The sequence below is a fragment of the Lentisphaera marina genome (genome assembly GCF_028745505.1).
Classification (GTDB): domain Bacteria; phylum Verrucomicrobiota; class Lentisphaeria; order Lentisphaerales; family Lentisphaeraceae; genus Lentisphaera; species Lentisphaera marina.
This window is the reverse complement of the sequence record NZ_JAQZZL010000002.1, coordinates 1,272,005-1,296,648: the sequence shown is the minus strand read 5'-3', so window position 1 is coordinate 1,296,648 and position 24,644 is coordinate 1,272,005. Positions and strand designations below refer to the sequence as shown.

Genomic DNA, 24,644 nt, shown 5'->3' with positions numbered 1-24,644 from the left:
TCTGCTTCAGTTAAAGGGCTTAACTTTGACTAATTCGCTTCAGTGCTTATACTCAATGCATGATTAATTTGAAGAGATTTATATGAAGTACGCAGGCAACTTTTTCTGTATGGCACAGGCGAAAAACTTAGTGATGAAATTTGCCGACTTGATGCCAGAGGTAGATTTTAATTTACAAGAAAACTCTGAGCCCAAAGACTATCACAAAATGTTGATTGAAGTCAAAGATGGACTGATAGATTTTTTTGTTTGGCCTCAGGAAGATTTTCCGGGATCAGTTAAGGAGCCTTACGATTACTTCATTCACGAAACTGCTGCCGTGGTGTTTTTGAAGGGCAATGATGAACTTACAAAACTGCGACAAGTTTTTACTTTTCCAGTGAGTTTTGTGGGAGCAGGGCCAGGTGAACCTGAGTGGATCACTGTCGAAGGCCTCAATTACTTAAAGAATTGCGATGTCTGTTTTTACGATGCCTTAGTGAATCCACAAATTCTCAATCATATTGGCCCCAATACCGAGAGAAAATACGTTGGTAAGCGTGGCGACTCAACTTCTTTTGATCAAGGTGAAATAAATGAGTTGATTTTTAATGCCGTTCGCGATGGTCGCAAAGTTTTGCGCCTCAAGGGTGGAGACGCAGGGATTTTGGGACGAATTCAGGATGAAGTTGATTTTCTTCAGGAATATGAGCTCTCTTGGACAATTAGCCCAGGGATTACCGCGGCTCAAGCTTTAGCACCCTGTACGGGCACTTATTTAACTTCACGAGGGGTTAGTGATCGAGTAATTTTAACCACAGCGCGCCAAGCGGGTGGTGGACTGAATCAACTGATGCACTTTGATCGTGCCACATTAGTGATCTACATGGGGATCCTTTCCATCAAAAAAATATGTTCTCAATTACTGGAAGCAGGTTATCCGGAAGATTTGCCAGCAATGCTCGCCATGAACTTGGGGCGTAGTGATTGTCAGGAATTACGTGGTCAACTCATTAACATTGCGGAGCTCGCAGAAAAGAATAATTTACGTCCCCCCGGCTTGATCGTTTTTGGTGATACTGCAGGGGTAAAAAGCTTCCCATCTTATTCACCCTTGTTGGGACGTCGCGTCATAGTTTGTGGCGATAATGAAGCATTATGGAAGCGTGAAGAAAAGTTTTTGCGATACTCAGGAGCCAAACCGATCTGCCTTGGTGATTTAAGCGCCTATAAAGCTAGTGAAATGAAGTTCCCTGAGTTTGATGATGTGATCTTTTTAGATTCGCGCTCAGTCTATGATTTCCATGGGATCCATAGTGAGCTTGAGGACGGCGTTAACTACACATGTCTAAACAAAGAAGTGGCCGTGAGTTTTGAATGCCTCTACAATCAAGTTGCCCAAGTTACTGAGGCGAAGGGCTTGGTTTCTGAATCTTTGCGTCAATTGATCTCTAGGGAATACCTTAATGCTCTTTCTGCTCAATGAAGAACTTAGTTTTCCTCCTGTAGATTACGCAGACGAAAATGGTCTTTTGGCCGTTGGAGGTGACTTACATCCAGAGCGATTAATCCTGGCTTATGAATCGGGGATTTTTCCTTGGCATGATGAGCCACCCATGTGGTATAGTCCCGATCCACGTATGGTACTCGATTTAGAAAATTATAAGCCATCAAAATCTTTACTTCGACGCATAAAGAAAGGCGAATTTGAAGTTAAATATGATCAGGCCTTCGGTGCTGTGATTCGTTCTTGTGCAGCTCTACGTGATGATACTTGGATATCAGAAGATTTTATAGAGTCCTATAATAAACTTCATGAAATGGGGATTGCCCACAGTATAGAAACTTATAAAGATGGCCAATTAGTAGGGGGCTTGTATGGACTTTCCATTGGTCAGGCTTTCTTTGGTGAGTCCATGTTCCACACAGTGACAGATGCTTCTAAAGTGGCATTTCATTATTTAGTGCGCCAATCGCAAAAGTGGAATTTTAATTTACTTGATTGCCAAATTAATAATGATCATTTACTGAGTCTTGGGGGGATCGATATTGCTCGTGAAGATTATATGGAGCAACTTAAAGAGGCTTTGGCTAAGCCTAAAAAAAATGAATCCTGGAAAAAGTACTCTCCCCAGGATATCTTTTTGTAAGCTCTTTTAAAAAAGACTAAAAATCAAAGGTTCCTGATTCTTAGCCCCTACCTAAACAAACGCGATCAATGGAGTTCGCATATGAGAGCATACTAAGTGTGTTTATTAATTAGGCAAGCCTAAACTTAACTAATTAACATAAGTTTATTTTAAATATGAATGGGACGATTTTCTGTCGCCATTAAAGCAGCTTCTTTAAAACATTCAGTATAAGTCGGGTGAGCATGGCAAACGCGACCAATATCTTCCGCAGAAGCACGGTATTCCATAGCTAAAACAGCCTCGGCAATCATATCGGCACAACGTGGGCCAATCATGTGTACGCCTAAGATTCTGTCCGTTTCAGCATCAGCAAGAACTTTAACAAATCCCTCGGATTCTTCAGATGCACGAGCACGACCTGAAGCACGGAAGGGGAATTTACCAGTTTTAAATTTAATACCAGCTTCTTTGAGTTGTTCCTCAGATTTACCTACGCTTGCCACTTCAGGCCAAGTATAAACAACACCTGGAATCAAATCGTGATCCATGTGAGGTTTTTCGCCATTCATGAATTCTACCGCACATACACCTTCTTCTTCAGCTTTGTGAGCGAGCATAGCACCGCCAATAACATCGCCAATAGCGAAAATATGCGAAGCAGAAGTTTGTCCGTGATTATTCACTGGGATGAATCCGCGTTCACCGACTTCAACGCCAGCAGCTTGAAGGTTGAGGCCATCTGTATAAGGTCGACGACCAACAGAAACGAGGGCGTGATCCGTTTCGAAAGAAAGTTCTTTGCCTTTCTTGTCTTCGGCAGTCACAGTGACTTTATCACCTTTGACAGTTGCACCAGTTACTTTGGTGGAGAGATGGAATTTGATACCGAGCTTTTTGAGTGAGCGTTGGAGTGTCTTGCCGAGTTCTTTATCCATGGGGGGAACAATGCGATCCATAAATTCAATAACAGTGACTTCTGTTCCAAGGCGAGCATAAACACTACCGAGTTCGAGACCAATAACACCACCGCCAATAACGACCATTGATTCAGGAAGCTTCTCAAGTGTGAGGGCTTCTGTAGAAGTGATGATACGCTTTTTGTCACAAGGCATGAAAGGTAGATCGACTGGTTTTGAACCAGTGGCAATAATGAACTTATCAGCTTGATATTGAGTTTCAGAACCGTCTTGTGCCGTAACTTTCACAGTGTTGGCATCAACAAATGACCCTAAGCCTTCGAGACGAGTGACTTGGTTTTTGCTGAAGAGGTAGTTGATACCTTCTGTGGTGTTATCCACAACATCAGTCTTTCTCTTGATCATTTGAGTGAAGTCAACTTTTAAGTCACCAGTTTGGATGCCGTGAACGGCAAATTTTTCTTTAGCTTGGTGAAAGTGCTCAGATGAATCGAGAAGAGCTTTTGAGGGGATACAGCCGACGTTTAAGCATGTGCCGCCAAGTGTTGAGTATTTTTCAACACAAGCAACTTTCATGCCCATTTGTGCACCACGAATAGCTGATACATAGCCACCAGGGCCACCGCCAATAACGATTAAATCAAATTTTTCCATGAGTCGATTATCCTAGAGTTCTAAAAGCATGCGAGTTGGGTCTTCGAGAAGAGTCTTGATCTTCACGAGGAAACGAACCGCATCAGAACCGTCAATAATACGGTGATCATAGCTCACTGCGAGGTACATGATAGGACGGATTTCTACTTGGCCGTTAACTGCCACGGGACGCTGAACAATATTGTGCATACCGAGGATGGCGCTTTGCGGGCGATTTAAAATGGGAGTAGAAAGCATAGAACCGAAAGTTCCGCCATTTGTGATAGTGAAAGTTCCACCCGTCATTTCTTCCGGAGTTAAATCCATGTCGCGACCCTTGAGTGCGAGTTCACGGATTTTTCTTTCGATACCACTGAAGTTTAATTGATCGCAGTCACGAATCACTGGAACCACAAGTCCCTTTGGAGTTGAAACGGCAATACCCATGTCAACGAAATCGTGATAGATGATAGAGTTGCCATCTACTTGAGCATTCATGATAGGGAATTCTTGTAGGGCAATCGCGGCAGCTTTTGTGAAGAAAGACATGAAACCTAGGCCGATTTCGTGCTTGTCTTTAAATTCGTCTTTGTGCTGTTTACGCAAGTCCATAACTGCAGACATGTCAACTTCATTAAAAGTTGAAAGAATGGCAGCTTCTTGTTGTGCATCAACAAGGCGCTGAGCAATTGTACGTCTGAGGCGAGACATTTTTTCTGTACGTATACCGCGAGCTTCTGTAGCAGCAACTGGAGCAGGTGCTGGAGCAGCTTTTGGAGCTGGGCTCGCGCCTTTCTTCGCAACATCTTGTACATTTGGAATAGAGCTTGGGATATTGAGAACTTTTTCGCGAGCTGCTAAATGTTGAATAACGTCTTCTTTAGTGATGCGACCATCTTTACCTGTAGCGGCAACGTCTTGTGCACTAATGTTATTTTCAGCAATCAATTTACGAGCCGCAGGAGAAGCCATGTCAATACTTGGAGCACTTGTAGTCTCTTCTTCGACTTCTTCTTCAACAGCTTCAGTGCTTGCAGAAGATGAACCTTCACCTTCTTCAATAATAGCAATAACATCGCCAACTTGAACTGTTTCGTCTTCTTCAACTTTAATGTGCAAAGTACCAGCTGCAGGAGCTGTAACCGTAAGTGAAGCTTTGTCAGTTTCGAGTTCTACCATAGGTTCATCAAGCTCGAGGTATTCACCATCTTCTTTGAACCAGCGAGCGATATCTGCTTCAGTAACTGATTCGCCAGCTGCGGGAACTATAATTTCAATACTCATTTTTCAAAAATCCTTGCTTATTTTTTGCTGCTGAGGCCATCGAAAGCCCCTTTAATAACTTTATCCTGGAAGGCGAGTTCACGCTTCATGAGGCCGTTTGCCGGACTCGCGCTCTTTTTACGCGAAACGAACTTGATGTCGTGACGTAAGTGATCCAAACGAGCTCTCATGAAATACCATCCACCCATGTTTTGTGGTTCTTCTTGAACCCAGTACCAATCTTTACAATGGCCATACTTCTTATGGAGTGCAGTATCTTGGTCTTTAGGAGTGGGGTAGAATTGTTCAACACGAACGATAGCGACGTTATCGTAGCCTTGTTCTTCTTTTTCGGCCAGGAGCTCATAGTAGATCTTGCCTGAGCAAAGAACTAGGCGTTCGATTTTTTTAGCGTCTTTTACAGAGTCGTCATCAATTGTTTCTTTGAATTCACCTTTAGTTAACTCACTCACAGGAGAGATAACTTTGGGATGACGCAAGAGACTCTTTGGAGTCATCACAATAAGAGGAAGTCTATATGTGGCTTTTAACTGACGTCTTAAGAGGTGGAAAAGGTTAGCAGGAGTTGTTGGGTTAGCAACAATCATGTTATTTTCAGCTGCGAGTAAGAGGAAACGTTCGAGACGAGCACTTGAGTGTTCTGGACCTTGGCCTTCATAGCCGTGAGGGAGGAAACAAGTGATACCGTTCATACGTTGCCATTTTGATTCGGCAGATGAAATGAATTGGTCAAAAATGGTTTGTGCGCCATTGGCGAAGTCACCAAACTGAGCTTCCCAAATAGTTAATGAACTAGGAAGTGTATGAGCGTAACCGTATTCGAAGCCTAAAACACCGTATTCAGAAAGGTGGGAGTTATAAGCTGTGTATTTAGCTTGGTCTTTATCGATAGAGTTTAGTGGAACGTATTCCATTTCATCTTTTTCATCGATAAGATAGGAGTGACGGTGGGAGAAAGTACCACGACGTGAATCCTGACCTGAAATTCTTACAGGGTGACCTTCGAGAAGCAAAGAGCCAAAGGCTAAATGCTCGGCAATACCCCAGTCAACCGTATCGCTATCAAAATAGAGGTGGCGACGTTGCTCAATGATTTTACGGAGTTTTCTGAGGATGTTGAAGTCTTCAGGAATATCTGTAATGCCTTTAGCGATCTTGTTAAGAGTCGTTTTCTTTACGCCTGTTTTTGGCGATTTCTCAAATTCTGCTTGAGTGGCTTTGCGAATACCGCTCCACTGTTTCTTGAGGAAGTTAACTTGAATAGTTTTATCCTGGAGTTCACGAGTCGTATCTAAAGCTTTTTGCAGTTGTGTATTAAAGTTTTTAACGATGCCGTCAGCTTCTTTTTCGATGATCTGACCACCATTAACTAGGCGCTTGATGTACATGTCGAGGACAGTGGGGTGCTTAGTTATGGCATTATAAAGAAGTGGCTGAGTGAAACGAGGCTCATCACCTTCGTTGTGACCATGACGACGGTAACCAAGGATATCGATGTAGACGTCGCAACCGAATTTTTGGCGGAGTTGAATTGCCGTAGTACAGGCATGAACAACTGCTTCAGGGTCATCGGCATTAACGTGGAAAACCGGAGAGTTGAGAACTTTAGCAATGTCTGTACAGTAAAGGCTTGAACGGCTTTCACGGTAGTTAGCTGTGAAACCAACTTGGTTGTTAAGTACAACGTGAATAGTACCACCAACGCCGTAACCGTCGAGGTTCGCCATGTTACAGGTTTCGTAGACAATACCTTGACCAGAGATAGCGGCATCACCATGAACGAGAATGGGGACAATCTTGTTGGGATCATTCTCGTAGAGCTCTTCAATCTTCGCACGAACGCGACCGAGAACAACTGGGTTAACAGCTTCGAGGTGGGAAGGGTTTGCTGCGAGAGAAAGGTGAAGTGGGTTACCATCTTCAGTAACTACGTCAGCTGAGTGACCCATGTGATATTTTACATCGCCATCACCGCCGACGTCGTCGGGAAGTGCATGGCCTTCAAATTCTTGGAAAAGGGCTTTGTATTCTTTTTCGAAAAGGTTCGCTAAAACATTGAGACGACCACGGTGAGCCATACCCATCACGAATTCTTGAACGCCTAAGCGTGCACCTTCGTTAAATAGTTCGGTCATTGCCGGAATGAAAGCCTCTAAACCTTCAAGAGAGAAACGTTTTTGACCAACGTATTTTACGCCGAGGAATTTCTCGAAACCCACACCTTGTGTGAGCTTCTTGAGGATACCCATTTTTTGTGTTTTATTGTAGTTGGGTTTGTTGGCGTTAGATTCCATACGCTCGTGTAACCACTGACGCATTTCTGAGCTTTGGCTATAGCGATATTCAACACCAATAGAAGCACAATAAGTGTCTTCGAGATGTGAGATAATATCTTTCAGTTTTGCACGACCCAAACGGATCTCATGACCGACGTCAAATTCTTCCTCTAAATCAGCATCACTTAGACCAAAATAATCTAGGGTTAAGTCAGCTTGGTGAAGACGCCTGGGACGAATCGGGTTTGTCTTTGAAATGAGGTGACCTCGAGATCTGTAAGCATTGATCAATTTCATGATCTTAACTTCTTTTTCTACATAAGAGGTGGCTTCGAGTGTTTCTTGCTTGTCTATACCTAGTTCATAACCTTGAAAAAACTGCTGCCAAGAAGCATCTACCGAATTGGGTTCGGTTTTGAACTTTTGGAGCATCATTTCAATGTACGCCGGATTGGCGTTGTCCGTGACGTTTGAGCTGCTCATGTGATTTAGTCTTTTTTGTTGTATTTATGTGGTATTAATTTATAAACTTGCTTATAATGGAACATGTATTTAAGAAATCAAAGAGATGTCATAAATTCTCGATAAAAAATGTAAATGTTTTCTAGCTTATAACAATATTGTAAAGACTTTTTTTCATAAAGGCCAAAAAATGAACAAAAATGTACAGTTTCAGGACTTGGGACTAAAGAAATCTATCCTCAGCTCGATATATACAGCTGGGTATAAAAAACCAACTCCCATCCAAAACAAATCCTTAAAGGTGATCCTACAGGGACAAGACGCCTTGGTGCGTGCAAAAACGGGAACGGGTAAGACAGCAGCGTTTGCTATTCCCGCATTACAGCATTTGCGCAGTGATATTCAGCATCCACAGGTATTGGTCCTGACACCTGGTCGTGAACTCTGTAAACAGATCTCACAAGAGTTTATTAAATTGGGTAAGGGCTTAGACAATTTTCGTGTGGCCGAAGTTACGGGAGGCTCAAAATTAGCGGGATTAAAAAAATCTTTGCGAGGAGCACAAGTTATCTCGGCAACTCCAGGACGTTTAGTCGATATCAAAGGGCAGGGCTTACTCAATAGTAATTGTATTAATATGTTAGTGATCGATGAAGCTGATCGTCTTTTTGATATGGGCTTCAGAGAAGCAGTGACAAGTATTCTTAAAGATTTGCCAAAATCGGTTCAAACGGTTTTGTGTTCAGCTACTTTTACTGACGACATAAAGAACTTTTCCAAAACTCTACTAAAGAAGCCCGTTATTATTGAGGATCGCTCTAATATTGGAGATAAAGAGCAGTTGGAGGAATGGGCGGTTTCAGTTTATCCTGAAAACCATTTGAAGCTTACAGAGAAACTCCTTAAAAAGCACAATAAAGATCAAGTCATTGTTTTTTGTAATCACAAAGAACGTGTAGATGAAGTCGCAGAAAAACTTGATGACTTAGGCTTAGATGTTCACCCCCTTCATTCAGGAATGGAGAAAAATGTACGGAATCAAGCACTCAAACTCTTTAGAGATAAAGAAGTGCGAATTCTCGTGGCAACAGATGTGGCGTCGCGGGGGATTGATATTCCTGGGCTCCCATTAGTTATCAATTACGACTTACCTTATGACTTTCCGGACTACGTGCACAGATCAGGGCGTACCGCTCGTGCAGGCAAGAGTGGTTTAGTGATTTCTTATTATAATGGCCGTAAAGAAAAAACTATTAAGTCTTTTGAGGAACGCACAGGTAGAGAAATGTTGCGTGTCAGCTTCAATCAAATTATGGATGAAAAGCAGGTTTCTAAAAAGCCTCTCACAACAAAAAAGAAAGAGGGTGTCCGCAAAAAAGCAAGTTTGAAAGATTGCTCACGCATTATCGTTTACGGCGGTAAAAAACAGGGGCTCAATAATGGCTTGCTGAAGAAGATACTAGCAAAAAACTGTGGTTTAAATGATGAAGATATTGGCTACATAGAAGTTAATGACAAGCATACATTGCTCGGTGTTTTACGAGAAAAGTCGAGTCGAGTGCTGACAACTCTACAAAAAACAAAGATTTCTGGCCATATCCTCAAGGTTGAATTGCGAAGAACGCAAAAACGTCGGTAGATTGATTTAATAAGATTAACGAGAGACTTATGAAAGAAAAGCTTATCTATTACCCCTTATTGCCCGATCTATCAGAGTTGGGCTCCGAACGTTCTAATTTCGTACGCCGTTGGATAGAGGAAGATCTTTTTGATGCAGGTCTAGTAACGGATGATGAATCCAAAGCTAATGCCTACTTGGTTGCTTGTGGTGACGGTGGTATGACTCGTGCGGCAAGAACGACTTTTGATAGCGGCAAAGTTTTGTTTGGTGTCAATTGTGGGACTTTGGGTTTCTTGATGAATCAAATTCAGGATCCACACGAAATCCCCATGTTCAAAGAAGAGTTGCATTTAGTGAGTGTAAAACTGATGAAAGGACATTTTATTAATCGCTCTGGCGATCAAGTGTCGTACCTAGCTTTTAATGACATTTTCTGTGGTGGCAATATTGCCGACTTTATTTCTTTTGAAATCACGGGAGAACTGAGCCATTTTCGCAATCGTACCGTGAAAGGCAATGGGGTTTTTGTCTCGAGTCCTCAGGGAACGACGGGCTTTGCTCTGAATGCACGTGGATCGTCGGCAGTTTTACCTTTAGATACACGTACTTGGTATGTGGGAGGCGTGGCAACGGGCCCGTACCCTTCTAGCGTTTGCTCACCACAAAAAATCACCATAAAATGTACTTCTCGTCGTAAAATTAATGCTTATGCAGACGGTTATGAGCAAGAAGCGAAAGAGATTGATCAAATTATCATTGAACCCACTGAGCACGAAGTGACTTTAGCCTTTCGTACAGGTGTCGACTTTGAAGCAAGACGACGTGAACTCGCAGAAGCAGTTGAACGTGGCTTAACGCATTAGAGGTCGCAGTGGAAGAAATTTACAAAGGCAAGTTTTTACACTACCGGAAGACGGGTAACTGGGAATGGGTGACTCGTCCCAATGACATTTCAGCTGCTGTGATTGCGGCCGTTACAGACAAAAAAGAATTAATACTGATTGAACAATTCCGTGTGCCGATGAATGCGCCTGTGATCGAACTCCCCGCTGGCTTGGTTGGCGACGACGGCTACGAAGGTGAGCAAAGCTATAAAGCTGCTCAACGCGAATTAGAAGAAGAAACGGGTTATTTAGCCAAAAATTTCAAAAAAGTAGTTCATGGTCCTGTATCAGCAGGGATGAGCGACGAGGCAAATGATCTTTACATTGCCTGGGACTTGGATAAAGTTTCTGAGGGAGGAGGAGTCGATGATGAAGAGATTATTACTCACTTGGTACCCTTTGAAGAGCTTCATTCATTTATCTCAAAAAAACAAGCAGAGGGTTGTGCTCTAGACTTAAAAGTCTTTGTGGGCGTTTATTTTTTACAAAAAGAAGGATTGATTTAAGATGGCATTTACACTAGAAATTGGCAAACAAGCAATTGAGTTCTCACTTCCTGCAACAGATGGAAAAACCTATTCACTCAATGATTTCAAAAAAGATTTTCTCGTGATCTTCTTTACTTGTAATCACTGTCCCTATGTTATTGGCTCAGATGAAAGTACCCGTAAGACTGCCGAAAGTTTTGCGGATATCGCAGACTTTGTTGGTATTAACTCAAACTCAGTCAATACATATGCCGAGGATTCATTTGATCATATGGTCACACGCATGGAAGAAAATAAATTCCCATGGACTTACCTGCATGACGAGAGTCAAGCTGTGGCAAAATCGTATGGAGCTTTGCGCACACCGCACTTTTATGTTTTCGATCAAGAACGCAAATTAGTTTATACTGGCCGTGCCGTCGATAAGCCTCGTGTAGGGCAAAGCCCCTCCATCTTTGACCTTGACCGTACACTAACAGAGCTTAAAGAAGGCCAAGCCGTTTCAACTCCTCAAACCAATCCCATTGGTTGCAATGTGAAATGGGATGGTAAAGATCACCACTGGATGCCCATCGAAGCCTGCGATTTAGTTTAGAACTTAAATGAAAAGTTTAGGTATCGAGATCAAGAGTAGTACTTGTGTTTTAGTCGTACTTGAATCGGCAGACGAAATCAAAGAAGCGACAAAGATTGAATTAGAAGACTCCTATGATTCAGTATGTGTGCAGAGTTTTTTTGAGCACTTAAAAGCATGGCTCGAGACTACGAATGCCGATGTGATTAGCATTAAAAAACGTCTTGAGAAGGGTAAGTTTGCGGGTGGGGCTAGTTCGTTTAAGATTGAAGGCTTGGTTCAGTTGGCTTCTTCGGTACCGGTTAAATTAGTTGCGGGCCCGGAACTGAATCGCTTAGCGAAGTCAGTCGATACTTTGCCCGCAATGAAAAAGTATCAAGAACAAGCTTATCTAGCTGCACTTTCTAATTTATAATTTAGACTTATGGGGTCATGCACATGAAAAAATTCCTTTTAATCCTCAGTATTTTGAGTTTTGCGATTTTCGCAGAAGAGAAAATCAATGCCAAGAAACCCAACGTGTATATGGGGAGGCAAATTGCTTACACAATGCATTCCTCTGCGGCGAATTGGCTGACGCGAACGAATCGTGAAAAAGAGGAGAGCGTGGAAGAAATGATTCGCGCTATCGAACTCAAATCAGGCATGATTGTGGGAGACGTGGGCTGTGGAAATGGTTACCACTCCTTAAAAATGGCCAAGTTAGTTGGTGAAAAAGGAAAAGTTTATTGCGTTGATATTCAGTCTGAAATGCTCAAGCTTCTTCAAGAGCGTGCCAAGAAAGCTGGGATTAAAAATTGCGTGTCAATTCTTGGCAAATATACGGATCCCATGCTGCCCAAAAATTCATTGGATTTAATTTTGTTGGTGGATGCCTATCACGAATTTACCGATCCAGAAGCAATGCTCAAAAAAATGCATGAGAGCCTCAAAGCCGATGGTGTTTTGGTACTCATAGAATTTCGTAAAGAAGATAAGAAAGTTCCCATCAAAGAAGATCACAAGATGAGCAAGGCTCAAATTCAGAAGGAACTGAGTGCAAATCAGTTCAAACTAGTTCGTTCCTACGACCAACTGCCTTGGCAGCACATGTTGATCTATGGAAAGAAGTAAACTCTTAAATTGCTTGATATTCTATAATAGAATTTAACTAAAGGTGTGAGTTCCATAAACTATTTTTTAAAATATAAGACATCTGCCATCTCAGTATAACTTCGTCTTATTTTAGGTATTCATCCTAGTAGCGTCATTATTCAGTAAGTGCTATATATTTAAAATATAGAAATAAGGAATAAGTAATTGTCAGATAAATTTCAAGTAAACAGAGAGTTCCTTGACTTTTATGATGAAGCACTGGATCCGTCTGAGAGTCTTCTTTATCAAGAAGTAAGTCAATGTGAAAAACGCTATAAATCTAGCGGGGATCTCGGTGAGGGAGGAATGAAAAAAATCTTTCTCGTTGAAGATAAGCTAACGGGAAGAAAAGTTGCAAAGGCTACTCTAAAAAAAACTTCTGATAGTCAGGCAGTTGAACGCTTTTTGCGCGAAGCGCGAATTAACGCCATGCTCGAGCACCCCAATATTGTTCCTATACATGATATGGGAATAGATAAAAATGGCGAAGCTTATTTCACCATGAAGGTCATTCAAGGTAAGACACTCAAAAAAATATTGGATGAAATTAAATCTAAGAGCCTTCAATTTGATCGAGCCTCACTGTTAGATATTTTTGTCAAGATCTGTGACGCGGTAGCCTACGCTCATTCTCAAGAAGTTGTTCATATGGATCTGAAACCAGAAAATATTCAAGTGAGTCAGTTTGGTGAGGTACTCGTTTGTGATTGGGGCTTAGCAAGGAATTTAAAAAAGCCCGATGATAAACTCATTTCTGCTGAACATGTAAAAGCATTTGTAACCATGGATGGACTGGTGCGTGGCACACCTGGTTACATGTCTCCTGAGCAAGCCGAGGGCGCCATTTCTAAGAGTGGTAAGCATTCCGATATTTATTCTTTGGGAGCGATACTGTACTCTATTTTAACTTTAGAGAGTCCGGGAACTGGAACGGTTGAGGAAGTTTTAGAGCAGACTAAAAAGGGAGAGATAATTTCCCCTGATAAAATAGAATCCACGGTGCCTAATGCTTTGCAAGCAGTATGCAATAAAGCAATGAGTTTAAATGCTGAAGGAAGATATGCCTGTGTAGAAGATTTAAAAGAAGATATATTGGCCTACCTTCATGGCTTTGCTACCAGTGCAGAAGGTTTGGGTTTAGCAGGTCAACTCAAGCTTTTAGTAAAACGAAACAAGTTGAGTTTTTCCTTAATAAGTCTGTTCACATCAGCCATCATTGTGATCACATTTTTATTCTTTGTATCTTTGAAGGAGCGTGAGGAACAAGCGCGTTTATCTGAAGCATCGGCACGAAAAGCTGAAAAAGAGGCTTTGGATAATTTGGAGAAATGGGAGAAATCTGAAGAGCTTAAGCAGTTGATTGCAGGTGAATCTTTGGATAATGTTCTTGGACTCGCTAGCGATGCTCTTCATACTTATGATTTTGACAAAGGCGTAGACCTCATAAAAACAGCTTTGAATCTAAATGAAAATTTAAATAGAGCTCACATAATAATGGGCTATTTTCAATTGAGCCTTTTTGAATTTAATGAAGCATTAAGCTCTTTCACAAAGGCTGATTTAAAGAATAACCACAAGGGTAAGATTGCTGCAAAAGTTTTTTTTGATAAATTTGCTGATAGGACTGAATTGAGTTTTGATGAAATAATTTGGGTAGTTCAACATTACGGATCTATCCCAATGAAGCAGATGATCAATGAGCATACTTTCAGCCCCAAACTAGATTTTTTATCACTGGAACAGAGAAGAGAGTACGCAAAAATAGTACTCAAAATTCAAAACCCTGATTTAAAGTATATTCATTTTGAGGGGGATAAATTTGATTGTGATTGGGAGAACTTAATAGATATAAATGCTCTCTATAAAACGGGGATTACTGAGCTTGATTTGAGCCTATCAAAAATTTCCAGTAATGTTATCGCCATAAAAGGTCTATCATTAAGGAAACTTGTTTGGCCTCGATCTGTTCCTGGAACATACTTTTATTATATTCAGAAGTGTGAGGAACTAGAGGAGCTTCATCTTCCACAAGAATACGTTGAAGAAGAACACCTAAAGCTGGTTCCGAAATCAGTAAAAATTATTTTTTATTAAAAAGTGTAAGAAAGAATAAATCGTCTCCGTTTGTACCTAAAAGACAAAGGGAATTTTTCTTATGCGTAGTTTAGCGATGTTGCTTGTTACTCTAAGTACATATGGGGCAGTGGATTTTGAAAAAGATATAAAACCAATTTTTGAAAAAAACTGTTATAAATGTCACGGAGAAAAAAAGCAGAAGGCCGGTGTGGCTCTTTATAAAAAGTACTTAGCCTTCCAAGAAGCGGATGCGGGTGAGCCAGTTATTATTCCTCATAATATGGAGAGTATTTTACTTGAAGTTATTGAGGAGGAAGATGAAGATTTTCGTATGCCTCCCAAAAAAGCTTTAGCGCACGCAGAGATAGAATTAATTAAAAAGTGGATCAAAGAAGGAGCTGTTTGGCCTTCTGATGAAAAGGCTCCGCCAGAAAAGCTACACTGGGCCTATATCAAACCTGAAAAAAAGCCCTTACCAAAGGTCAGCGATAAAGCTTGGACTAAAAACTTTATTGATTATCATGTGATGAATAAATTAGAGGCTGAAGGCTTAAAACCTGAAGAAAGAGCTTCGTCAGAAACTTTAATTAGACGTCTGAGTTTTGATTTAACTGGTCTTCCGCCAAGTTTAGCACTTCTCGATAAATACTCCAAAAATTTGAATGATCAAAATTATGAAAAGCTTGTAGATGAACTTTTATCTCAAAAGACTTTTGGAGAAAACTGGGCTCGCCATTGGCTTGATTTAGCTCGTTATGCGGATTCAAATGGCTATCAGCGCGATGGCTTTCAAACTTTATGGCCCTACAGGGATTGGGTAATAAAGGCCTTTAATGAGGATAAAACTTACGATCAGTTTACTATTGAGCAGTTAGCAGGTGATTTACTGGAAAATCCAAGTCAAGATCAGTTAATTGCAACGGGCTTCAATCGCTGCAATACTTTGAATCTTGAAGCTGGTACAGATATTGAAGAGGATCGAGTGAAGCAAGTGACAGAACGAGTCAATACAATGGGGACCGTGTGGCTAGGGAGTTCAGTGAGTTGTGCTCAATGCCATAATCACAAGTATGATCCCTTCACAATAAAAGAATATTATCAGTTTTATTCCTTCTTCAATAATACACCCATAGAAGCTGAAGAAGTGGATGAAAAAAGTTCAACATTGCGTTATGCAGGCAATGGGCTGATGTTGGATGTAGAGGGGGTAGACCCTAACTTCTATGAAAGCAGTAAACTTGAATTAAATAAGCTAGAAAAAAATTATCAGGGAAAGCTCAAGGAACTACAGAACAGTAAAAAGAATATAAAAATTAATGAAGCCCGAAAAATTCACCAGAAAAGTTTTAAGAAAAATGTGGTTTTAAATAATCTTTGGAAGCAAATTGAAGAGCATAGAAAGATAGTGGCCAAGCATACTCCAGTTTATGTGGAAGTGATGAAGGAAATGGATACTGCTCGCAATACCAGAATACTTCGCCGCGGAAATTTTTTAGATCCTGATCAGCAAGTTAAATCAGCAGTTCCTAAATTCCTCAACCCAATGCCAGCAGGCGCTCCTGAAAATCGACTTGGTTTGGCTCAGTGGCTGACGACTAAGGACAATCCTTTAACTGCACGTGTGGCAGTGAATCGCTTCTGGCGTGAATTTATGGGAACCGGAATTTATGAAAGTTTGGAAGATATAGGGCAGCAGGGCGAGATGCCTACGAACCATAACTTATTGGATGCTCTAGCTCTAGACTTTATGGAGAACAATTGGTCTATGAAAAAATTGATGAAACGAATAGTGATGTCATCGACATATCAGCAGAGCTCAGTTGTATCTGACGAAAAAAGAGCCAAAGACCCATTCAATCGTCTCTATGCTCGTGGTGCTTCCTGTCGTTTAACGGCTGAAGCTATCAGGGATAATGCCCTAGCCATCAGTTTAAAGCTTTCACCTAAAATGTATGGCCCAACAGTACGTCCAGTTCAACCCGATAACATTTGGCGTGTTACTGGAGGTGTAGATAATACATACAGGACGTCAAAAGGTGAAGACATGTACCGAAGAGGTCTCTATACAATTTGGAGACGCAGTGCTCATTACCCATCTTTTGCTAATTTTGATGCCCCTAACCGTTCTGCATGTACGGTTAAACGCTCTCGCAGTAATACGCCTATGCAAGCTCTAACTTTGATGAATGACCCCGTTTATGTGGATATTGCGCAGCATTTTGCTAAACGTATTCAATTATTGGCGAAAAGTGATAAGGAGAGGATTCAGAAAGCATTCCGCTTATGTACATCACGTCACGCCAGTGATGAAGAGCAGGAGATTATGCTTGACATACTCAACAATGGGGAAAGTAGCCAATACGATAAGTGGTTCACTCTGGCCACGACCTTACTGAATTTACACGAAACCATTAGCAGGGATTAATCAAATGAATAGACGAAACTTTTTAAGTGCAGGTGCTCTTTCTTTAGGAGCTTTATCATTCAACAATTCTTTGAGAGCTGATGCCCAATATGTTCCTGGAACACATTTCCCCGCCAAGGCCAAAAGAGTTATTTTCATGCATATGGTAGGAGGCCCCTCTCAGTTAGACCTTTTTGATTATAAGCCTGAACTCATTAAATATGATGATAAGCTTGCGCCGGATCACATGTTTAAAGGTAAGAGACTGGCGTTTATCAAAGGACATCCAAAACTTATGGGCACGCCTTATAAATTCGAGCAGTGCGGTCAAAGTGGTCAATGGATTTCTGATAGAATGCCCCATCTTAAAAAAGTTGCCGATGAGCTTTGTTTTGTGAAGAGCATGTGTACTGAAGATTTTAATCACGGTCCTGCACAGTTGGCTTTTCATACGGGCTTAAACCGTAATGGGAATCCAGGAATAGGTTCTTGGATGAGTTATGCCTTGGGAAGCGAAAATAAAAATCTTCCTCCCTATGTGGTTATGGTATCTGGTAAAATGCCAGGAGCTGGATCTGCACTATGGAATAATGCTTTTTTACCAAGTGTTCATCAGGGGGTTGAATTGCGTTCTACTGGTGACCCCATTCTCTTCTTGAATAATCCCAATGGTATGACAAAGGCTCATAGAAGTAAAATTATTGCTGGTATAAATCGCCTTAATCAGAAAAAATATGATCATGTAAGTGACCCGGAAATTTTAACGCGGATGGCTCAATATGATCTGGCCGAGAGAATGCAGTCTTCTGTTCCCGAAATAAGTGATTTAAGCACTGAACCGGAACATATCCGTAAAATGTATGGCAATAGTCAGTTTGCTCGTCATTGTTTACTTGCGCGTCGATTAGTCGAAAAAGGCGTGCGTTTCGTAGAACTTTTTAACGCTGATTGGGATCATCATTTAAATTTGGATAAACGTTTGGGGTCTAACTGTAAAGAAATTGATCAAGCTCAAACAGCTTTGATTATGGATCTAAAGCAGCGTGGTTTACTGGAAGATACTCTTGTGGTTTGGGCCGGGGAATTTGGCAGGACACCCTTAAAGGAAACTCGCGGCGGGAAAAATGAAAACGGCGGCCGCGATCACCATAAAGAAGCTTTTACCATCTGGATGGCCGGTGGCGGTGTTAAGAAAGGAACTAGTTATGGTGCGACAGATGAACTCGGTTATGATGTGGTCGATAAGAAGGCCCATGTTAGGGATTTACATGCCACCATGATGCACTTAATGGGATTGGACCATGAAAAGGTAAGCTTCAGATTTAAAGGTTTGGATCAGCGCTTGACGGGGGTCGAGGAATCTCATATAATGAAGGGTATTATTGCTTAAAACTGGATTCTTATGGCAGAACTTAATCAGACGCGCGAAAGTTTACTCTATCGTCTAAAGAACAGTAGGGACCAACTGTCTTGGAACGAGTTTTGCACAGCCTATGAAAGATATATTTATCTGATTGTACGAGGAATGAGTTTGGATCATCACGACGCTGAAGATTTGACTCAGGATGTTCTTTTAAAAGTTTATAAAAATATTGCTGATTACGAATACAGCCCAGAATCATCTAAGTTCCGAACATGGTTATCTAAAATCTGTCGTAATCAGGTTATCGATTATATTAGGAAAATTAATGCTGAAAGTAAACGTGTGGAAAACTATTACAAAAAAGCTGAGCAAATGACTTTGCCTGAAGTTGAGCAAATGGCAGAGGCTGAATGGAAAGCTCATGTTACAACAACGGCCTGGGAGAGTATTCAAAAAGGTTTTCGCGGTAGTGCAGCCGAATGCTTTAAACTTATGAATCAGGGCGTTGAAGTTGCGGAGATCGCCAATAAGCTCGAGATCTCAGAGAGTTCAGTTTATGTCTATAGCAAGCGTGTAAAAGATCGTTTGATTTCCGAAGTTCGCCGTTTAGAGCAATTATGGTCTTAATTCATCAGTAAACCAACGGTCACATCTACAGAAGAAGGTATTAAGGAAGGATTATGATTTTTCTTTTCATCGTCTGGATTTAACTTGGGAAAAATTCAATTAATTAGGTCCCCAAATGTCAGATATCATTTCTTTAATAAGTGCTGAATTAGCTATCAAAGTTAATCAAGTTAATAAAACACTTGAACTCCTAGAGTCGGGCGCAACCCTGCCATTTATTGCGCGCTACCGCAAAGAGATGACGGGCGGCTTAGACGAAGTGCAAATTGCGAGTATTCGTGATTTGAAATTGAGCTTTGATGAGCTCGATAAGCGACGTAAAGCCATGTTGAAATCGCTTGATGAAAGAGGCCTGCTCACAGGGGCCTTAGAAAGCAAGCTGCAAGAAACAACAAAGCTCAATATATTAGAGGATTTGTATTTACCTTACCGCCCCAAAAAGAAGACTAGAGCCTCACAAGCACGAGAGCAAGGTCTGGAAGGCTTAGCTAGGCAATTGATGCAACAAAATGGCGAACGCATTGATTTTCAGAAATATATTAATCGTCAGAAGCAAGTGAATAATCGCGATGAGGCTTTAGCAGGTGCACGCGATATTTTAGCGGAAGAAATTAGCGAAGATAGCAAAACTCGTGCGCAATTGCGTCAAGCCTTTGAAGATCATGCTCGATTGAGTTCTAAAGTCGTCAAAACAAAAATCGATGAAGCGCAAAAGTATCGCGATTATTTTGATTTGGACGAAAAATTGAGCCGCGTACCAGCGCACCGTTTATTGGCCATTTTACGAGGTGAACGCGATGGTTTTTTACGTGTAAAAATGCGACCAGATCAAGAGCGGACTTTGCGGATTGTTGAGCGTATTTTTGTCAAAGGGCGTGGTTTAGCTTCTAGCCAAGTTCAGTTAGCAGTAGAGGATTCTTATAAGCGTCTTTTACTTCCATCTTTAGAAAAGGAAATTCAAAAGAAAGCCCAAGAGAAAGCAGATGCTGAATCCATTCGAGTCTTTGTCGCCAATCTGCGTGAGTTATTGTTGGCTGCACCTTTGGGGCGCAAACGTATTTTAGCTTTTGACCCAGGTTTTCGAACAGGAGCTAAAGTAGTTTCTTTGGGGGCAGGGGGCGAACTTTTAAATTATTGTAATTTATTCCCCGTGAGAGGTTCAAAAGCCCAAGAACAAGAAGCCGCAGAGCAAACGTGTCATTTGATAAAGAAATATGAGCTAGAAGCCATTGCAGTTGGCAATGGCACGGCTGGCCGAGAAACTGAACTGTTCTTAAATGATTTAAATTTGAGCATCCCAGTAATTTCTGTTGACGAAAGTGGCGCTTCGATTTACTCAGCAAGTGAGAGTGCACGCAATGAATTTCCCGATCAGGACTTAACTGTTCGTGGAGCAGTTTCAATTGGACGTCGCCTACAAGACCCCTTAGCAGAATTGGTTAAACTTGATCCAAAAACTATTGGCGTCGGGCAATATCAGCACGACGTTGACCAAGTAGCCTTAAAAAAAGCTTTGGATGATCAAGTTTTATCATGTGTGAATGCCGTTGGAGTAGATCTCAATAGCGCTAGTGTGGAATTGCTCAGTTATGTCTCGGGAATAGGTCCAAAATTGGCGGAGTCAATTCTAACTTACCGTTCAGAGAAAGGTTCCTTTAAAAATCGCAATGAACTCAAAAAAGTACCTCGTTTAGGTGAGAAAGTCTTTGAACAAGCGGCAGGATTTTTACGAGTATATGATGGTAATCAAAACCTTGATGCAAGTGGGGTGCACCCCGAATCGTACCCCATTGTTAAAGCCATGGCGAAAGATTTATGCTGCTCTGTGAGTGAATTATTGAGTCAGCAAAATTTGCGCGATCAATTAGTGCTCGATAAATATATAAGTGCATCAGTCGGTTTGCCTACCCTTGAAGATATTAAGCAAGAGTTAGAGAAGCCGGGGCGAGATCCACGCCCAGCTTTTAGTGCCTTTAGTTTTTCGCAAGATATTCATGAGATAAGTGATCTTCATGTGGGAATGAAAGTCCCTGGTTTAGTCACCAATGTGACGAAATTTGGTGCCTTTGTGGATATTGGTGTGCATCAGGATGGCTTGATTCACATTAGTAAACTCAAGCATGGTTTTGTTTCGGACCCCGTAGAAGTGGTACGTGTACGCCAACAAGTGGAAGTAACTGTTTTGGAAGTGGACGCCAAAAGAAATAGGATTTCTTTATCGCTCATTGGCTGAGCTTCGTTCCTTGTCTTTTGGTTCGCTCTTTTGCGAGTCGATTATAAATCACTTGTCTCAGCTGAGAAGAAAAGTTTTCATCGAGTTCTATAGCATTGGCGGTTTCGCTAATGTAGCAGCAGCGCTTGAGAATATCGAAGGGGAGATCAGTAGGAATGCCTTCAAGTTGGTAAGCATAATAATCTGAGATGCCGTTGAGAATGATTTTTTTAGATGTTGGTATTTGGAAATCCCGAATTGTATTGAGATGGTTAACCATGCCCGTGGTGCAGTTACGGCCAATGGAATGATAAAACTGCGGTTTCTCATGAAGGCTATTAGCGGCTTTAAGGATATCGAGTAGGAAGAGTTTGGAGTGCTCTTTATTAAGGTTTATGGGGTAGAGGAAAGTTTGTTCTTTACGAACTTTAGTTCGAAGGGGGATCAGATCGCGTTCATCACCGATAACATAAATGAGTTCATATTGTTTAAACATGCCCTTTAAGGGGTGATAACTTTCGCCTTCTTCTTTGCGTACCTCGAGTGATATGGCAATGTTTTGTCCATTCTTGAAACGAAAGCTGAGAAAGGTGTGGCTTATCGTTCGGTAGTTATCCCAGTAAGAAATGAGTAGATCTGTTCCAAGAAGTTCATCGAGGTTAAATTGTCGATCTTTGTAGTGAGCTTCGACTTTATTTTCAAGATATTTAAAATGACGAAAATTTTTGATGGTGAGTAGATTATCGTATCGTTCAATTATCGGTAATTTTGCGACTTCCGCATCCCAATTGCGATCATTGGAGGCAGGGATAAAGCTAAACCAAAGCAGGAGCAAAAAACTTATTCCAGAGAAAATAGCAAGCCCTTTCCTAAAGCGCTTAGAGAGAAGCAAAAGGATTAAACTGCCGATAAGATAAGCAAAAATAGCGATTAAACGCAAGTACTCATGAAAAGTGAAGTGAATAATTAAAGAGGAGAGGGTCGCCAATACGGGCACGTAAAAGCCACAAATAGCAAAAAGTGATATGCGGAAAAAGGCGCGCTTGCTAGTTATGTTGTCGATGATTTTCATAGCATAAAATTATGTAGAGAAACTAGAAATGCCATGTTTAAAACTTTGAGAGAGTAAATAAATCAATAAAAGCTACACAAACTTGAATTTAACTGTTAATATCTAAGTTTGGTGGACATAAATATAGTAATCAAACTAATTGGATGAACAGTATGAAAATTTATTTAACACTCTTTTTCTTTTCTCTATCACTTTTGGCCGGAGACCTACGATTAGGCTCGCTCTTTCAAGACAATATGGTGGTTCAACGTGATCAGGATTTTGTGATTTGGGGCGAAGCAGCAGCCAATAAAAAAGTAAATATTGAAGTCGCGGGTCAAAAGGCTTCTATAAGTGTTTCGGAAAAAGGTGAATGGATGATCAAGCTGCCGGCACTTAAAGCTGAGGGAGAATTTTCCATTAAGGTAAATAGTGGCACAGAAAAAATCATTATCAAAAATGCTGTTCTTGGAGAAGTATGGATATGTTCCGGTCAATCCAACATGCAGATGGGCTATGGTGGTATTCCCGAAATTAAAAAAATGGCTGCTGAAGCAAAAAATATCCGTACTTTTAAAGTGAACAATACTGTTTCTTATAAAGAGGAAGATTATTGCCAAGGAAATTGGGCTTTATCTGCACCTGGAAGTGCCGTGGCAGCCTCGTTTGCAGTGAACCTTCAAAAAGAAATCAATTGTCCCGTGGGGATAATTTTAACTTGTTGGGGAAGTTCTTCGGTAGAAGGCTGGATGCCCATGGATATGGCGGAAAAACTTCCTCATTTCAAAAAGGAGCTCGAAGATTGCCGAGCAAATGATAAAGAGAAAATCAATGAGATTTTAGCCAAGAAAAAAATGACTGGCAAAGATAATATCTTTTTAAGAACTCGCCCTAACTTACTTTATAATGCCATGATGCACCCTCTAATCCCTTACTCACTCCGTGGCGTGGTGTGGTATCAAGGTGAAGCTAACACAAAGAGTGTGGAGGCTATGTTACAGTATGGTCAAACTTTACCCATGTGGTTTCAGCGTTACCGTCAGGCTTGGGCTAATGATGAACTGCAGTTGATGGCAGTGATGCTCCCAGGTTTTGGACGAAATTTCAGCAAAGGCAAAACATTAGATTCTCCTGATGCAATCACGTGGGCCTGGATGCGTGAATCGCAAATGAAAGTTTTAAAACTCGGTAATACATCAGTTGCCACAACAATTGATTTAGGTGACGAAAAGAATATTCACCCTAAAGATAAAGCACCGATCGGTGAACGTTTAGCTCTCATCGCGAGACGAGATGTTTTAGGGGAAGCTATTGTGGCAGAAGGACCCATTTTTAAATCACAGCAAATCAAAGGGTCAAATATTGAAGTGAGCTTTGAGAACGCTAAGGGAATGAAAACAAAAGATGGTGAGGCAATTAAAGCTTTTTGGATTTGCGATGATAGTAAAAATTGGCAGAATGCTAGCGCTAAAATTGTGGGAGATAAAATTGTTCTTAGCCACCCTGAAGTCAAGAAGCCACTCTATGTACGCTATGCATTTGCGGCCATGCCCAAGGTGAATTTAATAAATGAAGCGGGTTTGCCTGCACGTCCCTTTAGAACGGATTCATTCACTCCCTAGAAAATGGTTAAAAACTGACTTATTTAAACTTTGAACTAGGCCACATTGGATTATAGTTGTCGAAATCAATGAAATTATCAAAGGATTAAATTATGAGCCACCTCGCTAAACTATTGGAAAACAACCAGAATTGGGCCGCATCTATTACTGAAGAAAACGCTGACTTTTTTACGGAATCCGCAAAAGGTCAAAGTCCTGAGTACCTTTGGATTGGCTGTGCCGATAGTCGAGTCCCTGCCAATGTAGTTACATCTTTGGGTCCTGGCGAAATGTTTGTTCACCGCAACATTGCCAATGTTATGGTTAATACAGACCTCAATAGCCTTTCTGTTTTACAGTATGCGGTCGAAGTTCTAAAAGTTAAACACATCGTTGTATGTGGTCACTATGGCTGCGGTGGTGTTAAAGCCTCTATGGGCGAAGATCAATTTGGATTAATTGACAACTGGCTTCGTCACATTAAAGATGTAGCACGTCTTAACGAATCTGAACTCGAGGGTCTAAACGAAGACGAAAAATTTGATCGCCTTTGCGAACTCAATGTAAAAGAGCAGGTGATTAACGTTGCCAGTAACAACATTGTGAAAAATGCTTGGGCAGCAGGTCAAGAGGTTTCAGTTAATGGTGTGATCTACGATCTTAAAGATGGTCTTCTAAAAGATTTAGAGATTTCAATCGATAATTCAGATTATAAAAATAATTTCGAATAATTTATAAACCGAGTTCATAGAGTTGAATAATTTGTTCTTCACTCAGGACATGGTTGAAAATAGCAATTTCATCTAGGCTACCATCCCAATGACCAGGTGCTGTACTTGAGGCACCATGGTCTTGGTCTGAGATTTGTTACGCTTCAGTTGAAATAGGACACATCACTTTTTTTCTTAGTTGAGTTACTTTAAAAT

19 protein-coding genes are annotated in these 24,644 nt (G+C 41.1%); 15 read left to right on the top strand and 4 right to left on the bottom strand.

Going from position 1 to position 24,644, the window contains the following annotated elements; all coding sequences use genetic code 11:
• The first annotated feature begins 82 nt into the window (after positions 1-82).
• Together cobA and aat are read left to right on the top strand one after the other, a co-directional pair.
• Complete coding sequence (cobA, locus tag PQO01_RS16165) at positions 83-1,465, top strand: uroporphyrinogen-III C-methyltransferase (RefSeq protein ID WP_274315121.1); 1,383 nt, start codon at positions 83-85, stop codon at positions 1,463-1,465.
• Positions 1,446-2,129, top strand: a complete 684-nt coding sequence (gene aat / locus PQO01_RS16160; RefSeq protein ID WP_274315120.1) for a leucyl/phenylalanyl-tRNA--protein transferase — start codon at positions 1,446-1,448, stop codon at positions 2,127-2,129. The genes cobA and aat overlap by 20 nt, the downstream gene beginning before the upstream one ends.
• A gap of 149 nt (positions 2,130-2,278) precedes the next feature.
• Here the strand turns inward: aat and lpdA are convergent, their stop codons facing one another.
• Genes lpdA through PQO01_RS16145 form a run of 3 tightly spaced genes read right to left on the bottom strand, consistent with a single transcriptional unit; the run spans position 2,279 to position 7,728 of the window.
• The gene (gene lpdA, locus PQO01_RS16155) at positions 2,279-3,682 is read right to left on the bottom strand and encodes a dihydrolipoyl dehydrogenase (protein ID WP_274315119.1); all 1,404 of its coding nucleotides are present in this window, start codon (positions 3,680-3,682) and stop codon (positions 2,279-2,281) included.
• A 12-nt stretch (positions 3,683-3,694) separates the two neighbouring features.
• Complete coding sequence (odhB, locus tag PQO01_RS16150; protein WP_274315118.1) at positions 3,695-4,945, bottom strand: 2-oxoglutarate dehydrogenase complex dihydrolipoyllysine-residue succinyltransferase; 1,251 nt, start codon at positions 4,943-4,945, stop codon at positions 3,695-3,697.
• Between the two features lie 17 nt (positions 4,946-4,962).
• Positions 4,963-7,728 (bottom strand): 2-oxoglutarate dehydrogenase E1 component, encoded by a 2,766-nt coding sequence (locus tag PQO01_RS16145; RefSeq protein WP_274316150.1) that lies wholly within the window; start codon positions 7,726-7,728, stop codon positions 4,963-4,965.
• A 145-nt stretch (positions 7,729-7,873) separates the two neighbouring features.
• Between PQO01_RS16145 and PQO01_RS16140 the strand changes: the two genes are divergently transcribed.
• The 11 genes from PQO01_RS16140 to PQO01_RS16090 all read left to right on the top strand — a co-directional run bounded on the left by PQO01_RS16140 (position 7,874) and on the right by PQO01_RS16090 (position 21,087).
• The gene (locus PQO01_RS16140; protein ID WP_274315117.1) at positions 7,874-9,322 is read left to right on the top strand and encodes a DEAD/DEAH box helicase; all 1,449 of its coding nucleotides are present in this window, start codon (positions 7,874-7,876) and stop codon (positions 9,320-9,322) included.
• Between the two features lie 29 nt (positions 9,323-9,351).
• Positions 9,352-10,167: an NAD(+)/NADH kinase gene (locus PQO01_RS16135; protein ID WP_274315116.1), complete on the top strand. Its 816-nt coding sequence runs from the start codon at positions 9,352-9,354 to the stop codon at positions 10,165-10,167.
• Positions 10,168-10,175: 8 nt separating this feature from the next.
• Positions 10,176-10,694, top strand: coding sequence for an NUDIX hydrolase (locus PQO01_RS16130; RefSeq protein ID WP_274315115.1), 519 nt, complete (start codon positions 10,176-10,178; stop codon positions 10,692-10,694).
• A 1-nt stretch (position 10,695) separates the two neighbouring features.
• Entirely contained in the window at positions 10,696-11,271 is a 576-nt protein-coding gene (locus PQO01_RS16125; RefSeq protein ID WP_274315114.1) for a thioredoxin family protein, read from the top strand.
• A gap of 7 nt (positions 11,272-11,278) precedes the next feature.
• Complete coding sequence (locus PQO01_RS16120) at positions 11,279-11,665, top strand: DUF3010 family protein (protein WP_274315113.1); 387 nt, start codon at positions 11,279-11,281, stop codon at positions 11,663-11,665.
• Between the two features lie 23 nt (positions 11,666-11,688).
• Positions 11,689-12,363: a class I SAM-dependent methyltransferase gene (locus PQO01_RS16115; RefSeq protein ID WP_274315112.1), complete on the top strand. Its 675-nt coding sequence runs from the start codon at positions 11,689-11,691 to the stop codon at positions 12,361-12,363.
• A gap of 186 nt (positions 12,364-12,549) precedes the next feature.
• The gene (locus PQO01_RS16110) at positions 12,550-14,478 is read left to right on the top strand and encodes a serine/threonine-protein kinase (protein ID WP_274315111.1); all 1,929 of its coding nucleotides are present in this window, start codon (positions 12,550-12,552) and stop codon (positions 14,476-14,478) included.
• A 61-nt stretch (positions 14,479-14,539) separates the two neighbouring features.
• Entirely contained in the window at positions 14,540-16,885 is a 2,346-nt protein-coding gene (locus PQO01_RS16105) for a PSD1 and planctomycete cytochrome C domain-containing protein (RefSeq protein WP_274315110.1), read from the top strand.
• 4 nt (positions 16,886-16,889) lie between these two features.
• Positions 16,890-18,254, top strand: coding sequence for a DUF1501 domain-containing protein (locus tag PQO01_RS16100; protein ID WP_274315109.1), 1,365 nt, complete (start codon positions 16,890-16,892; stop codon positions 18,252-18,254).
• Between the two features lie 12 nt (positions 18,255-18,266).
• Complete coding sequence (locus tag PQO01_RS16095; RefSeq protein ID WP_274315108.1) at positions 18,267-18,854, top strand: RNA polymerase sigma factor; 588 nt, start codon at positions 18,267-18,269, stop codon at positions 18,852-18,854.
• Between the two features lie 115 nt (positions 18,855-18,969).
• A complete protein-coding gene (locus PQO01_RS16090; RefSeq protein WP_274315107.1) occupies positions 18,970-21,087 on the top strand; it encodes a Tex family protein in 2,118 nt (705 codons plus the stop codon).
• On the opposite strand, the gene PQO01_RS16085 is transcribed toward PQO01_RS16090, so the two are convergent.
• The gene (locus tag PQO01_RS16085) at positions 21,077-22,138 is read right to left on the bottom strand and encodes an Lnb N-terminal periplasmic domain-containing protein (RefSeq protein ID WP_274315106.1); all 1,062 of its coding nucleotides are present in this window, start codon (positions 22,136-22,138) and stop codon (positions 21,077-21,079) included. The two genes, PQO01_RS16090 and PQO01_RS16085, sit on opposite strands and share 11 nt — an antisense overlap.
• A 152-nt stretch (positions 22,139-22,290) precedes the next feature.
• Between PQO01_RS16085 and PQO01_RS16080 the strand changes: the two genes are divergently transcribed.
• Entirely contained in the window at positions 22,291-23,739 is a 1,449-nt protein-coding gene (locus PQO01_RS16080; protein ID WP_274315105.1) for a sialate O-acetylesterase, read from the top strand.
• Between the two features lie 92 nt (positions 23,740-23,831).
• Entirely contained in the window at positions 23,832-24,449 is a 618-nt protein-coding gene (gene can, locus PQO01_RS16075; RefSeq protein ID WP_274315104.1) for a carbonate dehydratase, read from the top strand.
• Positions 24,450-24,644 lie beyond the last annotated feature (195 nt).